This window comes from uncultured Pigmentiphaga sp. (assembly GCF_937950555.1).
In the GTDB taxonomy this organism is placed as follows: Bacteria; Pseudomonadota; Gammaproteobacteria; order Burkholderiales; family Burkholderiaceae_B; genus Pigmentiphaga.
The window spans coordinates 69,660-82,650 of record NZ_CALFCW010000076.1 but is presented as its reverse complement, the minus strand read 5'-3'; the positions used below and the strand labels follow the sequence as shown (position 1 = coordinate 82,650).

The 12,991-nt window shown below is 64.9% G+C and carries 16 protein-coding genes and 1 other RNA gene; 5 read left to right on the top strand and 12 right to left on the bottom strand.

Features of this window, described 5'->3' with window-relative positions; translation table 11 throughout:
- Window positions 1-2: 2 nt before the first annotated feature.
- Window positions 3-1,091, bottom strand: coding sequence for an iron-sulfur cluster carrier protein ApbC (apbC, locus tag Q0319_RS19055; protein ID WP_296463818.1), 1,089 nt, complete (start codon window positions 1,089-1,091; stop codon window positions 3-5).
- Between the two features lie 113 nt (window positions 1,092-1,204).
- Here apbC and mobA point away from each other — a divergent pair, with 113 nt between their 5' ends.
- Genes mobA through mobB form a run of 3 tightly spaced genes read left to right on the top strand, consistent with a single transcriptional unit; the run spans window position 1,205 to window position 3,640 of the window.
- Window positions 1,205-1,792 carry a molybdenum cofactor guanylyltransferase MobA gene (mobA, locus tag Q0319_RS19050; RefSeq protein WP_296463820.1) on the top strand — a complete coding sequence of 196 codons (588 nt, stop codon included), beginning with the start codon at window positions 1,205-1,207 and terminating at the stop codon, window positions 1,790-1,792.
- A gap of 4 nt (window positions 1,793-1,796) precedes the next feature.
- Window positions 1,797-3,089 carry a gephyrin-like molybdotransferase Glp gene (gene glp, locus Q0319_RS19045; protein WP_299455208.1) on the top strand — a complete coding sequence of 431 codons (1,293 nt, stop codon included), beginning with the start codon at window positions 1,797-1,799 and terminating at the stop codon, window positions 3,087-3,089.
- On the top strand, window positions 3,089-3,640 hold the full coding sequence (gene mobB, locus Q0319_RS19040; protein WP_296463823.1) for a molybdopterin-guanine dinucleotide biosynthesis protein B: 552 nt from the start codon (window positions 3,089-3,091) through the stop codon (window positions 3,638-3,640). Before glp ends, mobB begins: the two co-directional genes overlap by 1 nt.
- A 54-nt stretch (window positions 3,641-3,694) precedes the next feature.
- On the opposite strand, the gene Q0319_RS19035 is transcribed toward mobB, so the two are convergent.
- The 3 genes from Q0319_RS19035 to Q0319_RS19025 form a co-directional block, all read right to left on the bottom strand.
- Window positions 3,695-4,594 (bottom strand): NAD(P)-dependent oxidoreductase, encoded by a 900-nt coding sequence (locus tag Q0319_RS19035; protein WP_296463826.1) that lies wholly within the window; start codon window positions 4,592-4,594, stop codon window positions 3,695-3,697.
- Between the two features lie 144 nt (window positions 4,595-4,738).
- Window positions 4,739-6,241, bottom strand: a complete 1,503-nt coding sequence (locus tag Q0319_RS19030) for a tripartite tricarboxylate transporter permease (RefSeq protein ID WP_299455205.1) — start codon at window positions 6,239-6,241, stop codon at window positions 4,739-4,741.
- A 13-nt stretch (window positions 6,242-6,254) separates the two neighbouring features.
- Window positions 6,255-6,719, bottom strand: coding sequence for a tripartite tricarboxylate transporter TctB family protein (locus Q0319_RS19025; RefSeq protein WP_296463829.1), 465 nt, complete (start codon window positions 6,717-6,719; stop codon window positions 6,255-6,257).
- 270 nt (window positions 6,720-6,989) lie between these two features.
- Here Q0319_RS19025 and Q0319_RS19020 point away from each other — a divergent pair, with 270 nt between their 5' ends.
- On the top strand, window positions 6,990-7,307 hold the full coding sequence (locus Q0319_RS19020; protein WP_296463831.1) for a helix-turn-helix transcriptional regulator: 318 nt from the start codon (window positions 6,990-6,992) through the stop codon (window positions 7,305-7,307).
- A 29-nt stretch (window positions 7,308-7,336) separates the two neighbouring features.
- Here Q0319_RS19020 and Q0319_RS19015 read toward each other — a convergent pair whose 3' ends face one another.
- From Q0319_RS19015 to Q0319_RS19005, 3 genes are all read right to left on the bottom strand, one after another.
- Window positions 7,337-8,332 (bottom strand): tripartite tricarboxylate transporter substrate binding protein, encoded by a 996-nt coding sequence (locus tag Q0319_RS19015; RefSeq protein WP_296463833.1) that lies wholly within the window; start codon window positions 8,330-8,332, stop codon window positions 7,337-7,339.
- 12 nt (window positions 8,333-8,344) lie between these two features.
- Entirely contained in the window at window positions 8,345-8,890 is a 546-nt protein-coding gene (gene msrA / locus Q0319_RS19010; RefSeq protein WP_296463835.1) for a peptide-methionine (S)-S-oxide reductase MsrA, read from the bottom strand.
- 88 nt (window positions 8,891-8,978) lie between these two features.
- Complete coding sequence (locus tag Q0319_RS19005) at window positions 8,979-9,317, bottom strand: c-type cytochrome (protein ID WP_296463837.1); 339 nt, start codon at window positions 9,315-9,317, stop codon at window positions 8,979-8,981.
- Between the two features lie 193 nt (window positions 9,318-9,510).
- Here Q0319_RS19005 and lgt point away from each other — a divergent pair, with 193 nt between their 5' ends.
- On the top strand, window positions 9,511-10,296 hold the full coding sequence (gene lgt / locus Q0319_RS19000; RefSeq protein ID WP_296463841.1) for a prolipoprotein diacylglyceryl transferase: 786 nt from the start codon (window positions 9,511-9,513) through the stop codon (window positions 10,294-10,296).
- Between the two features lie 14 nt (window positions 10,297-10,310).
- Here lgt and Q0319_RS18995 read toward each other — a convergent pair whose 3' ends face one another.
- The 5 genes from Q0319_RS18995 to Q0319_RS18975 form a co-directional block, all read right to left on the bottom strand.
- Complete coding sequence (locus Q0319_RS18995; protein WP_299455198.1) at window positions 10,311-11,048, bottom strand: SIMPL domain-containing protein; 738 nt, start codon at window positions 11,046-11,048, stop codon at window positions 10,311-10,313.
- Between the two features lie 61 nt (window positions 11,049-11,109).
- Complete coding sequence (locus Q0319_RS18990) at window positions 11,110-11,931, bottom strand: sulfite exporter TauE/SafE family protein (RefSeq protein ID WP_296463844.1); 822 nt, start codon at window positions 11,929-11,931, stop codon at window positions 11,110-11,112.
- Between the two features lie 104 nt (window positions 11,932-12,035).
- Window positions 12,036-12,216, bottom strand: a non-coding RNA gene (gene ssrS / locus Q0319_RS18985) — 6S RNA.
- Between the two features lie 52 nt (window positions 12,217-12,268).
- Window positions 12,269-12,571, bottom strand: coding sequence for a cell division protein ZapA (locus Q0319_RS18980; protein ID WP_296463846.1), 303 nt, complete (start codon window positions 12,569-12,571; stop codon window positions 12,269-12,271).
- Entirely contained in the window at window positions 12,558-12,863 is a 306-nt protein-coding gene (locus Q0319_RS18975; RefSeq protein ID WP_296463847.1) for a hypothetical protein, read from the bottom strand. The genes Q0319_RS18980 and Q0319_RS18975 overlap by 14 nt, the downstream gene beginning before the upstream one ends.
- Window positions 12,864-12,991 lie beyond the last annotated feature (128 nt).

Genomic DNA, 12,991 nt, shown 5'->3' with positions numbered 1-12,991 from the left:
GGTCAGGAGTCCTTGCTGATGGTGATAGTCGGGAACTTGGACGAGAAGTCCTTGTTCTTGGCCGCTACGGCCACCGCCACCTGGCGCGCGAGGCTCTTGTAGAGGCCCGCGATTTCCCCGTCGGGATCGGCCACCACCGAGGGCTTGCCGCTATCGGCCTGGAGCCGGATGTTGATGTCGAGCGGCAGCGCGCCAAGGTAGGCGACTTCGTATTCCGCGGCCATCTTCTTGCCGCCTTCGGCACCGAAGATGTGCTCGACGTGCCCGCACTGGCTGCAGACGTGCACGGCCATGTTTTCGACCACGCCCAGGATGGGCACGCCGACCTTCTCGAACATCTTGATGCCCTTGCGCGCATCGAGCAGCGCGATGTCTTGTGGCGTGGTGACGATGACCGCTCCCGTCATGGGCACGCGCTGGCTGAGCGTGAGCTGGATGTCGCCAGTGCCGGGGGGCAGGTCGACGATTAGGTAGTCGAGGTCTTTCCAGTTGGTCTGCCGCAGCAATTGCTCGAGCGCCTGCACGGCCATCGGCCCGCGCCAGATCATGGCTTCGTCGGGCGCCACCAGGAAGCCGATGGACATGACCTGCACCCCGTAGTTTTCCAGGGGCTCCATGGTCTTGCCGTCGTCGCTGACGGGGCGGGCATCGATGCCCATCATGAGCGGCTGGCTGGGCCCGTAGATGTCTGCATCCAGCAGGCCGACGCGCGCGCCCTCGGCGGCCAGGGCCAGCGCGAGGTTGACCGCGGTCGTGCTCTTGCCCACGCCCCCTTTGCCCGAGGCGACCGCAATGACGTTCTTGACGCCCTGCAGCAACGGGACGCCACGCTGCACCGCGTGCGCGACGACCTCCGTGCGCACGTTCGCGCTCACGTTGGTTACGCCGGGCACTGTGCGGGCGGCGGCGATGAGGGCGCTGCGCAGGGCGGGTATCTGGCTCTTGGCCGGATAGCCGAGCAGGACGTCGAACGAGACGTCGCCGCCGTTCACTTCGAGGTTCTTGACCGCACGGGTGGAAACGAAGTCCTTGCCGGTGTTCGGGTCGATGACGGTTTGCAGGGCCTGGAGAATGGATTCGGGTGTGGCCATTGGAATGGACGTGCTCGTGAATGAAAAGCTGCGTGTCGCAGGGCCTATGGGGATATTAGACCATCTCCCGCGGGCAGGAAGAAATCGACCGAGGGTCGTCTATACTCGCCCGCATGATCGACAAAGATTCCATCACCGGCGTCATCTTGGCCGGAGGCCGCGGCAGCCGCATGGGCGGCGTCGACAAGGGGCTGCAGAATTACCAGGGCATTCCCTTGGCCATGCATGCGCTGCTCAGGCTGGCCCCGCAAGTGGGGCAGGTGCTGATCAACGCGAACCGCAACCTCGCGGCCTATGAGTCCATGGGCGTGCCGGTGTGGCCCGACGCGCTGCCCGACTACGCCGGCCCGCTGGCCGGTTTCCTGACCGGGCTCGAGCATTGCGAGACGCCATACCTGGTGACCGTGCCGTGCGACACGCCGAAGTTTCCGGAGGATCTCGTGGCTCGCCTCGCGGCCGGGCTCGAGGCGGCCGACGCCGAGATCGCGATGGCAGCGACGACGGAAGGCGGGGTGCTGCGCACCCAGCCTGTTTTCTGCCTGATGAAGACCGACCTGCTCGACAGTCTCGTGGCCTTCACGACGGCCGGTGAGCGCAAGATCGACAAATGGACCGCCACGCACCGCTGCGTCGAAGTTCCCTTCGACGACCCGGCCGCCTTTGCCGGCGCCAATACGCTGGCCGAACTGCAGCAGCTCTGACGCTATGAACGACAAGACCCTGCCTACCCTCGAAGAGATTTCGTCCTGTGTCAACGGCTATGATCCGAATGCCTTGCCGGTGGCGCAGGCGCGCGAGTTCATTGCCCGCCTCGTGCCGCGCGTCGAAGGCGTGGAGATGCTGGCGCTGCGCTCGGCGCTGGGTCGCGTGCTGGCGCGGGATGTCATCTCCGACATCAACGTACCCTCGCACGACAACTCGGCCATGGATGGCTATGCGCTGCGCGGGACAGACCTCGCGGCCGGCGGCGACACGGTCCTGCAGGTGGTAGGCAGCGGCTTGGCGGGCGATGGCTACCAAGGCGACGTTGCGCCGGGCCAGTGCGTGCGCATCATGACCGGCGCCACCATGCCCGCAGGGCTCGATACCGTGGTGCCACAGGAGTTCGTCAAGGTCGATGGCGACCGGGTCGTCATTCCCGCGGGGGCGGTCAGGCCCGGCGAGAACCGACGCCTGGCGGGCGAAGACTTGGCGCGAGGCGACGTCGCGCTGGCGGCGGGCCGCGTGCTGCGCCCGGCAGACATCGGCATGCTGGCCTCGCTCGGCCGGGCGGAGGTGCCCGTGTGGCGGCGCCTGCGCGTGGCTTTCTTTTCCACGGGCAACGAGTTGCGCTCGATCGGCGAGCCGCTCGATCCGGGCTGCGTCTACGACAGCAACCGCTACACCCTATGGGGCATGCTGCAGCGGCTGGGCGTGGATGTCCTCGACATGGGCGTGGTGCGCGACGATCCCCAGGCGCTCGAGGCGGCATTCCGCGAGGCCGCGGCCAATGCCGACGTCGTCATTACCTCGGGCGGCGTGAGCGTGGGCGAGGCCGACTACACCAAGGCCATCATGGCGCGGCTGGGCGACGTGCTGTTCTGGCGCATCGCGATGCGCCCCGGCCGCCCGATGGCCATCGGACGCATCGAGACCGGCGGCCGCGGCGCCATTTTGTTCGGGTTGCCGGGCAATCCGGTCGCGGTCATGGTGACGTTTTACGCCCTGGTGCGCGATGCCTTGCTGGCCATGAGCGGCGCGACGCCCGCGCCCCTCCCCATGCTGCGCGCAGCGAGCGTCACGCCCATACGCAAGAAGCCGGGGCGCACCGAATACCAGCGCGGCATCGTGACGCCTGCGGCCGATGGCGGCTGGGAGGTGCGCATCACGGGCTCGCAGGGCTCGGGCATATTGCGCAGCATGAGCCAGGCCAATGGGCTCGTGGTCCTGGCCCATGACCAGGGCAACGTGGCGGCGGGCGAACTCGTGGACGTCCTGCCTTTCGACGGGCTCATCTGATGACGCGCATCCTGGGGCTGGCCGGATGGAGCGGGGCCGGCAAGACCACGCTTTTGTCGAGGCTGATCCCGGCCCTGCGGGCCAAGGGCTATAGCGTCTCGACACTCAAGCATGCCCACCATACTTTCGACATCGACAAGCCTGGCAAGGATTCCTACCTGCACCGCGAGGCCGGCGCCTCGGAAGTGCTGATCGCGTCTGCGCACCGCTGGGCGCTGATGCACGAACTGCGCGGCGCGCCCGAGCCTTCGCTGGCCGAGCTGTTGCGACGCTTCAGCCCCGTGGACCTGATCCTCGTCGAAGGCTTCAAGCGCGACCCGCACGTCAAGATCGAGGTGCATCGATCGGCCAACGGCAAGCCGTGGCTGTACCCCGAGGACCCAAGCATCGGCGCGGTCGTCAGCGACGTGCCGCCGCCCGGTGGTTCGCTGCCTTGGGTGAGCATCGATGATTTGGGCGGGATTGCCGCCCTGGTCGTGGAGTTGGCGTGGCCGCTGGACAAGGCGCTGGATGTGCTGGGCGAACCAGGGGCCGCTGCGTCGGCGCGCTGATGGGCGGCACGGCGCAGGTCTCGGCCGGCACGGGGGCGGATACGCCTCGACCCCTTACAACCGCTTGATCAGCGAAGACGTATCCCAGCGGTTGCCGCCCATCTGCTGGATGTCGGCATAGAACTGGTCGACCAGCGCCGTCACCGGCAGGCGGGCCCCGTTGCGGCGCCCCTCTTCCAATACCAGGCCCAAATCCTTCCGCATCCAGTCCACCGCGAACCCGAAGTCGAACTGCCCGTCGACCATCGTCGCGCCGCGATTCTCCATCTGCCAGCTTTGCGCCGCGCCCTTGGAAATCACGTCCAGTACCAGCTTCATGTCCAGCCCGGCCTTCATGCCGAACGCGATTCCTTCGGCCAAGCCCTGCACTAGGCCCGCGATGCAAATCTGGTTGACCATCTTGGCCAGCTGGCCCGCGCCGGGCTCGCCTATGCGGGTGACCGCGCGTGAATAGGCCATCGCCACCGGCCGCATGCGGTCGAACGCTTCCTGGTCGCCGCCGCACATGACCGTGAGCACGCCGTTGACGGCGCCGGCCTGGCCGCCGGAAACAGGAGCGTCGATGAAGGCAACCTCCTGGTCGCGCGCCGTGGCGTATAGCTCGCGCGCCACCCTGGCCGAGGCCGTCGTGTGGTCGACCAGCAGCGTGCCGGGTTTCATGCCGGCCAATGCGCCATCCGGACCGAGCACGACGCTGCGCAGGTCGTCGTCATTGCCCACGCAAATGAACACGATGTCGGCGCCTTCGGCGGCTTCCCTCGGGGTCGGCGCGTGCGTGCCGACGAACTCCTGGGTCCATTGCCGTGCCTTGGAGGGGGTCCTGTTGTAGACCCGGACGGCATGTCCGGCTTGGGCCAGGTGGCCCGCCATGGGAAAGCCCATCACGCCCAGTCCGATGAAGCTGACGTTGAGCGGAGCGATAGATTCGTAGGTCTTGGTTCCAATCGATGTCATGCTGGATTCTCCATTGCCAAGGCAAAGTGTATATGCCGCGTCGCGAGAATGGTGCGCCGCCGCGGGCGTGTGGCGGACGGGGGCAAAAAAAAGGGCGCCACGTTGGCGCCCTTTTCATGCCGCGCGAGGCGGCGGTGGTGTCCGTCAGTCTTCGACGAAGGTTTCTTCGCGCTTCTTCCGGATCGTGGGCGAGGCCACGATGAGCACCAGGAAGACGGCCACACCGAGCAGCGTCGCCGACAGCGGGCGGGTGACGAAGGTCGAGAAATCGCCACGCGACAGGAGCAGCGCACGGCGGAAGTTCTCTTCCATCATGGGGCCCAGCACCAAGCCCAGCAGCAGCGGGGCGCCTTCGCACTTCAGCTTGAACCAGATGTAGCCGACCACGCCGAAGGCTGCCGTCATCCAGATGTCGAACACGTTGTAGTTCAGCGTGTAGACACCGATCGAGCAGATCAACAGGATGGCCGGGAACAGGATGGGGTAGGGAACCTTCAGCAGCTTGACCCAGATGCCGATCAGCGGCAGGTTCAGGATCACCAGCATCAGGTTGCCGATCCACATCGACACGATCAGGCCCCAGAACAGGTCCGGGTTCGAGGTCATGACCTGGGGACCAGGCTGGATGTTGTGGATGGTCATCGCGCCGACCATCAGCGCCATGATCGCGTTGCCCGGGATACCCAGCGTCAGCAGCGGGATGAACGAGGTCTGCGAGCCGGCGTTGTTGGCCGATTCCGGGCCTGCCACGCCGCGGATGTTGCCCTTGCCGAAGGTTTCAGGCTTTTTCGAAAGTTTTTTCTCGACCGTGTAGGACGCGAAGGCAGACATCACCGCGCCGCCGCCGGGCAGGATGCCCAGGGCCGAGCCGATGGCCGTGCCGCGGACGATGGCGGGGGCAGCATCCTTCAGGTCTTCCCAGGTGGGATACAGGTGGCCGATCTTGTCCAGGAAGACTTCGCGTTCGCCCTTCTGCTCGACGTTGTTGATGATTTCGGAGAAACCGAACACGCCCATGGCCACGGCGGCGAAGTCGATGCCGTCGGTCAGCTCGGGGATGCCGAACGAGAAGCGGGCCACGCCGGAGTTCACGTCGGTACCGACCATGCCGATCAGCAGGCCGAGCAAGATCATGCAGATCGCCTTGATCAGCGAACCAGAGGCCAGCACCACGGCACCGATCAGGCCCAGCACCATCAGCGAGAAGTACTCGGCAGGACCGAACTGGAACGCGACTTCGGCCAGCGGGGGCGCGAAGCCGGCGATCAGCAGGGTACCCACGCAGCCGGCGAAGAAGGAGCCGATCGCGGCGATGGCCAGTGCCTGGCCGGCGCGGCCGTTGCGGGCCATTTGGTAGCCGTCCAAGCAGGTCACCACGGCGGAGGTCTCACCGGGCAGGTTCACCAGGATGGCGGTGGTGGAGCCGCCGTACTGGGCGCCGTAGTAGATGCCCGCCAGCATGATCAGGCCGGCCACGGGGGGCAGCGCATAGGTGATGGGCAGCAGCATCGCGATGGTGGGGACGGGGCCGAGGCCCGGCAGCACGCCCACCAGGGTACCGATCAGGCACCCCACGAATGCATACATGATGTTCTGAAACGACAGGGCCGTATTAAAGCCTATGGCCAGGTGTTCAACGAGTTCCATGTTGTGGCTTTCCTTAGTTCAAACCGAGAAACGAAGGCCACAGCGGAAAGATCAGACCCAGGCCCATAATGAAGATCACGTGGATCGCGATGGTCAGGCAGATGCCGTTGATGATCGCAACTTTCCACTTGAATTCGTGGCTGGCCATGCTGGAGAGCAGAACCAACAGGAAAGCGGAGAGGTAGAGGCCGAGCGGGCGGAGCAGGATGCCGAACAGGATCACGTTACCCAGGATGATGGCCATGATCTTGAGGTGGAACTTGGGCACCACCGTTTTCTCGGCCTTGGGCGACAGCGACGAGATGCCGATGATCGCACCGAGTATCGCCAAGATCACCCCTAGCCAGAAAGGGAAATATCCCGGCCCCATCTTTGCGGCCGTTCCCATCTGGTAGTCGACTGCAAAGTAGGCAAAAAATAGGCCGAGGGCGACGAACATCAACCCGGCCCAAAAATTTTGTTGTGACTGTATGCGCATTGAAGCGGGCTCCTATGACTTCACTTGCAAGGCCGGCATGTTAGCTCACGGCGAGCGCGCGCGAATCAAGAATTTGCCCTTATTGGGTCGGGGTTTTCCCGAAAAATGATGGATCGGCACAACGATGTGCCGAATTGATCTATATGACGTTCAGCCGCCTGTCAGCCTTGACAGATTTTTTGCCTTCTCGAAGTCATGCAGACTAGCCGGCGAGCGAGCGCAGGTCGGGCTCCTCGCACGTGTCGAAGAAGCAAGGCAAAAGGATGAACCATGGAGTCGAAACACTGGGAGGGGGACGGTCAGGATCGCAGGCAGCTCTTGACGCCGCGGGAGCGCGAAGTCATGGACCTGTTGATCGAAGGGCGGGCGAATAAAGTGATTGCCGATCGGCTCGGCATTTCGATACGCACGGTCGAAGTTCATCGTGCAAGAGTCTTGGCCAAGCTCGGCGCGCGCAATGCGGTGGAGCTGGTCTGGCGCCTGGTCTCCAGTCAAGGAATGGATGCGCCCGGCGCCCACGTCGCCGAGGGCGGGCCGGATCACCGTACACGCCCGCCCGCCGGGCATTGGGACAGGCGGGCCGGCTGAACCCGCGCCCGCAACGCGCTCCGGCTCGGTCAGTTCAGTTTCGCGCCGGAGGCCTTGACGATTTCCGCGTATTTGCGCAGGTCGGCCTGCACCAGCGCCGCCAGGGATTCAGGCGTGCCGGGCGCTGCATCCGAACCCATGCTTGCCAGGCGCTGGCGTACCTCAGGGCTCGTCAGCGCCCGTGCGAATTCTCGGTGCAGTTTTTGAATGACGTCCTGCGGCGTGCGCGCAGGCGCGAAGATGCCAAACCACGTTCCGAGATCGAATTCGCGGACGCCGGCCTCCGCCATGGTCGGGACGGCCGGCAGCAGGCGCGAGCGCGTCGCGGTGGTCACGGCCAGTGCCTTGAGCTTGCCGGAGGCGATCAAAGGCGAAGCCGCCGCGAGGTTGTCGAACATGAAATCGGTCTGCCCGCTCATCAGCGCCAGCTGCGCAGGCGTTGCGCCGGGATAGGGAATGTGCACCGCGAAGACGCCGGCGCGTGCCTTGAGCAGTTCGCCCGCGAGGTGGCCGGCGCTGCCATTGCCGCCCGAACCCATGTTCAATTTGCCGGGGTTGCGCTTGGCGTAGGCGACGAGGTCTTGCACCGACTCCACGTGCAGCTTGGCCGCCGTAGCCGGGTTCATCACCAGGACGTTGGGCACGGAGGCGACCAGGACGATGGGCGCAAAGTCCTTGACGGGATCGTACGGGATGTTCGGAAACAGCGCCGGGTTGATCGCATGCGTGGCGACCGCGCCCATGACGAGGGTGTAGCCGTCCGGGGCGGATTTCGCGACCATGTCGGCCCCGATGTTGCCGCCCGCGCCAGGCTTGTTTTCGACGATCATGGCTTGGCCCAGCGTGGGCCGGACTTTTTCGGCCAGGGTGCGCGCCATGACGTCGAGCGGGCCGCCGGGCGGATAGGGCACGATGAAACGGATGGGGCGCGAAGGATAGGCAGGCTGTTCCGCGGCGGCGGGCAACCACGCCACTGCGCATGCCAGCACAAGGCAGCTGGCTTGGACGATCCGGCGTCGATTCATGTCGGCATTCGTTCAGGATTTCTTCAGTTTGTGCGCGAAGCCCTGGCGCATCTTCGCGACCTTGGGGGCGATGACGAAGGCGCAATAGCCCTGGCCCGGGTTGCGAAGGAAATAATCGCGGTGATATTCCTCCGCGGGCCAGAACGTAGCGGGCGGGAGCAGCTCCGTCACGATGGGCGCGCGGAACACGTTGCGCGCTTCGAGGTCTGCGATGACCTCGCGCGCGGCCTGCTCCTGCTCCGGCGTTTGCCAGAAAATCGCGGAGCGGTATTGCGGCCCGACGTCGTTACCCTGCCGGTCGCGCGTGGTGGGGTCGTGCGAGGCGAAGAAAATCTCCAGCAGCTCCCGGTAGCCGATCACCTGGGGGTCGTAGGTGACGGACACGACCTCGATGTGGCCGGTATTGCCCGAGCAAACTTGTTCGTAAGTCGGCTGCTCCACGTGGCCGCCGGCGTAGCCTGGCTCGGCGCGCAGCACGCCTTCGATCTGCTGGAACACGGCTTCGATACACCAAAAGCAGCCGCCGCCGAACACGGCCGTTTCGACTTGTGCGGACATGACGTTCCTCACCTAGGATGCCGGCGCGCTGTGCGCCCAGGCCCATAGTGTATGCCGCCTGCGCGGAATTGCCGCGAGACGGCAGCGCTCATCGCTTCCCGGGCTTCAACGTGAGAATCCACTGCGCCAGCTGCCGTGCCTCTTCGTCGCTGACGGCGTTTTGCGCAGGCATGGGTATCGCGCCCCATTTGCGGAAGCTGCCCTTGCGGATGGAGGCAATGATCCTTGCTTCTGCTTCAGGGTCGCCTTCGTAGCGTTCGGCCACCCGCACATAAGAGGGGCCCACGCGCTTGGCGTCGACCTGGTGGCACGACAGGCAGTTCTTCGATTTGGCAAGGTCGAGGCCGGTGGTCTGTGCGCCGGCCGTCGTATGCAGCGTGGCGAGCGCCAGGAGTGCGCCGATGCACACGAAACGAACGGGGGTCATCTCTATTCCGAATTTGATGCGACGAGGCGAGGGCCAGAAGGCCCCGCGGGCCAAAGTATAAACACGGGGGCTTGTGTTGATGGCGGGCTGCGTCGATTTGTCGCGGCCGTGCGCTGGCGGGGAGTTATCATCCAGCACTCCGATACCGCCGGCCGGGGCACGCTTCGGCCTTTCAAAGGAAGGCGCGCGCAACATGTTGGTTCACCCGCAGTTTTCACCCATCGCGTTCGAAATCGGTCCCTTGGCCGTGCGTTGGTACGGCCTCATGTATTTGGTGGCCTTCGTGTTGGCCTGGACGCTGGGCCGCTGGCGCATCAGGCACGGCAAGACGGCGCTGACCCAGCGCGACCTGGACGATTTGCTGTTTTATTGCGTGCTGGGCGTAGTGGCGGGAGGGCGGCTCGGCTACGTGCTGTTTTACAAGCCTGCGTATTACCTCGCCCATCCGCTCGAGATCTTCGCCGTCTGGCATGGAGGCATGTCGTTCCATGGCGGCTTGCTCGGCGTGCTGCTCGTGATGGCGCTCTTTGCCCGGCGGCGGGGATTCCGTTTCCTCGAGCTCGGCGATTTCGTCGCGACCTTGGTGCCGCTCGGCCTGGCCGCCGGGCGGATGGGGAATTTCATCAACGGCGAATTGTGGGGCCGGGCCGCGTCCGTGCCTTGGGCCATGGTGTTTCCCCAGGCCGGAGACGGCGTCGCGCGCCATCCTTCGCAACTGTATGAAGTCGGCCTGGAGGGCTTGGCCCTTTTTGCGATCGTGTGGATATTCGCGAGCCGGCCGCGGCCCGTCGGGCAGGTGAGCGCGGTGTTCCTGGCCGGCTACGGCGTGTTTCGTTTCCTGGTGGAATACACCCGAGAGCCGGACAGCTTCCTTGGTACCCTGGCGGGAGGGCTCAGCATGGGCCAGTGGCTGTCCCTGCCCATGGTGCTGGCCGGCATCGCGATATTTGCCTGGTCGCGGCGGCGGGCGGCGGCCTGAGCCGCCGCGCACGGTTACTGCAGGTACACCGTCCCGCGGATCGAAACCGTTACCGTCGATTTGCCGCCTTCCAGCGGCAGGTCGGCCATTTTGGCTTCCATGGCCGGCGCAGCCATGGCGTAGGCGCGCGGCGCCGGCGTGACCGTGCCGCTGCCGCTCAGGTCGATCTGCTTGATCGCGTAGCCCGAGAAGCCGAAGGATTTGGCCGCCAGCGCGGCGCGCGCATCGAAGGCCTTGGCCGCTTCGGCCAGCAGGCGTTGCTCTTCTGCCTCTCGCGCTTCGCGCGATAGGGAGAACGCCACATTGGAGACAGCCATGTGGCGGCTCAGCTCGCCGGCCAGCTTGGAGGCCGCGACGAAGTCCTTGGATTCCAGGATCAGCTCGGCGCGGCCGCGCCAGCCTGTGATGCGTCCGTTGCGGTCGGTGTTCGCCCAGATGTTGTAGTTGCCAGTACGCGCGCTGACGGCACGGCCTTGCTTGGCCTCGGCCAAGGTGGTCTCGAGCACCTGGTTGAGCTCTTGCGAAAGCTTGGTCTGGTCCGTTCCTTCGATTTCGCGCGAGAGCGTGATCGTCACTTTGTCTTGCGCCACTTCCGCGGTTGCACCGGCCGAAAGCGTCATCGTCGGCCGGTCTGGCTTGGCCTCTGATGCGGTCTGCGCGAGGGCAGCGGAGGATGTCGCGGCCAGCGCGGCGAAAGAGGTGCCGAGCAAAACCCGGCGAACCATTAGGGCAGGGGCAAAGCGATGATCCATGGCGTGATTCCTTGTCTTAGTGGGAAAACAGGGCTGACGGCGCGACGGATCCGGGCGAGCGCTACGCGGCGCCGAGCGAGGTGACGCCCTTGTATAGCATGTACACGGCCAGCAGCATCAGCAGGTAGGCGAAGATGCGCTTGAGCGACTTCACCGGCAGCTTGTGCGCAGTGGCCGCGCCGACAGGCGCGAGCAGTACGCTGGATACGATTAGCACGAGCAGTCCCGGCCAATAGACATACCCGAGCATGCCGGGTTGCGTGCTGGCCTGCTGCATGCCTGACCAGATGTAACCGATGGTGTTGGCGGCCGCGATGGGGAAACCGAGGGCGGCCGATGTGGCCACGGCGTTGTGCAGCGGCACGTTGCACCAGGTCATGAAAGGGACGGACACAAAGCCGCCGCCTGCGCCCACCAGCCCCGAGAGAAAGCCGATGCCCGCGCCGGCCGCGGAGGTTCCCACCGTGCCGGGCATTTGGCGCGAGGGCTTGGGTTTCTTGTCGAGCAGCATTTGCAGGGCCGAGTAGCCGACGAAGATGGCGAACGCGAGTGCGAGCCAGCCCGTCTTCAGGAAAGAGAACACGGCGCCGCCCGCGAGCAGGCCACCTACCACGAGTCCCGGCGCAAAGCGCGCCACGATGTCCCACCGTACGGCGCCGCGCTTGTGGTGCGCGCGCACGCTCGAAATGGACGTGAAGAGAATGGAAGCCATGGACGTTGCGATCGCCGCATGCACGACCAATTCGGGCGGCAGCTGTTTCCACGTGAACAGCATGGTGAGGAAGGGCACCATGATCATGCCTCCCCCTATGCCGAGCAGCCCGGCGGCAAAGCCGGTGCAGGCGCCGAGAACCAGTAGTGCGACGATCAATAAAGGATCCATGTCTTTCGGAAGTCTTGAGTAAAAAAGAAAGAGGTTGCCGCGGGCGAGCGGTTTCCAAGGCCAAAAAAAAACCGGAGCACACACGTGTATGCTCCGGTTGGAGTAGGGTCCCCGCCTGTGTCGTTAGGCCGGCATCCTGAACCGAGGGTTCAAGGTGGTCGCGGTCAGCCTCGCTTCGGGTTCGTCTGACGAGAGACGATCACGCCCGCGGGCAATTTCCACAACCTCATGCCATAAGCATGGGTCCAAGAAATATATGGCCAAACACGAGCACGGCAGGGAAAACTGATCATACGCGCTTGTGCAGGACCGAAAAGTACCGCACAAACATCAAAACTCAAAACAACTTTTCTTGGGTGCCCAAGGCTGCATCGACCATGCGATGCATGTCCTCAATTTTACGCTTATAGTCGCCGACCGCAAGGCGAGAATCTGGAGACTTCGCATTCATGAGCTCGCCGGCCAATTGCAGCGCAGCCATGATGGCGATGCGCTCGGTGCCGACGACCTTACCGCTGGCCTTGATGCGATGCATGGTGCGGTCGACCATGTGGGCCGCGGTGAGCAGGGCTTCTTTTTCGGATGGTTCGCAGGCGAGCGGATATTCCTTGCCGAATATCGTGACGTCAAGTCGTTCCATATAGACTCCGAGCGCCCGGATCGGCGCCTTCTGCAGCGGGTGGAGAAGCGTTGTCCGTTTGGGCTTCGCCTTCGCCCTCGGCTTCGCCGGTCGGCTCCTCGCCGCCCGGCAGGCGGGCCAGCACACCTTCGACCCGCGCCTGCGCAGCCGCCAGCGCCTCGCGCAGCACGCGGATGTGCGAGTCGCGCTGGGCGAGGCTCTTGCCCAGCGCCGCGTTTTCTTCGCGCAGGCTTTGGGTCAGTTCCGTGAGCTGGCGTATGCGGCTGGCGAGCAGGTCGAGATCTTCGAGCATGGGCGTATCGTAAACCATCCAGTGCCGGGAATTGTAGCGAACCGCCGTCACTCGCGAGCCCCGTGCGGCCCCACTGTATCAATTGCTTGCAAGCGGTCCGCGCTTGGATGGGGCCGGGGATGGGGGCG

Coding starts and splice junctions, on each gene's coding strand:
- glp (WP_299455208.1), top strand. CDS start 1,797: ATGAACGACAAGACCCTGCCTACCCTCGAAGAGATTTCGTCCTGTGTC.
- Q0319_RS18995 (WP_299455198.1), bottom strand. CDS start 11,048: ATGGATCATCGCTTTGCCCCTGCCCTAATGGTTCGCCGGGTTTTGCTC.
- Q0319_RS19020 (WP_296463831.1), top strand. CDS start 6,990: ATGGAGTCGAAACACTGGGAGGGGGACGGTCAGGATCGCAGGCAGCTC.
- Q0319_RS18975 (WP_296463847.1), bottom strand. CDS start 12,863: ATGCTCGAAGATCTCGACCTGCTCGCCAGCCGCATACGCCAGCTCACG.
- msrA (WP_296463835.1), bottom strand. CDS start 8,890: ATGTCCGCACAAGTCGAAACGGCCGTGTTCGGCGGCGGCTGCTTTTGG.
- Q0319_RS19005 (WP_296463837.1), bottom strand. CDS start 9,317: ATGACCCCCGTTCGTTTCGTGTGCATCGGCGCACTCCTGGCGCTCGCC.
- Q0319_RS19025 (WP_296463829.1), bottom strand. CDS start 6,719: ATGCGCATACAGTCACAACAAAATTTTTGGGCCGGGTTGATGTTCGTC.
- mobA (WP_296463820.1), top strand. CDS start 1,205: ATGATCGACAAAGATTCCATCACCGGCGTCATCTTGGCCGGAGGCCGC.
- Q0319_RS18990 (WP_296463844.1), bottom strand. CDS start 11,931: ATGGATCCTTTATTGATCGTCGCACTACTGGTTCTCGGCGCCTGCACC.
- Q0319_RS18980 (WP_296463846.1), bottom strand. CDS start 12,571: ATGGAACGACTTGACGTCACGATATTCGGCAAGGAATATCCGCTCGCC.
- apbC (WP_296463818.1), bottom strand. CDS start 1,091: ATGGCCACACCCGAATCCATTCTCCAGGCCCTGCAAACCGTCATCGAC.
- lgt (WP_296463841.1), top strand. CDS start 9,511: ATGTTGGTTCACCCGCAGTTTTCACCCATCGCGTTCGAAATCGGTCCC.
- Q0319_RS19035 (WP_296463826.1), bottom strand. CDS start 4,594: ATGACATCGATTGGAACCAAGACCTACGAATCTATCGCTCCGCTCAAC.
- Q0319_RS19015 (WP_296463833.1), bottom strand. CDS start 8,332: ATGAATCGACGCCGGATCGTCCAAGCCAGCTGCCTTGTGCTGGCATGC.
- mobB (WP_296463823.1), top strand. CDS start 3,089: ATGACGCGCATCCTGGGGCTGGCCGGATGGAGCGGGGCCGGCAAGACC.
- Q0319_RS19030 (WP_299455205.1), bottom strand. CDS start 6,241: ATGGAACTCGTTGAACACCTGGCCATAGGCTTTAATACGGCCCTGTCG.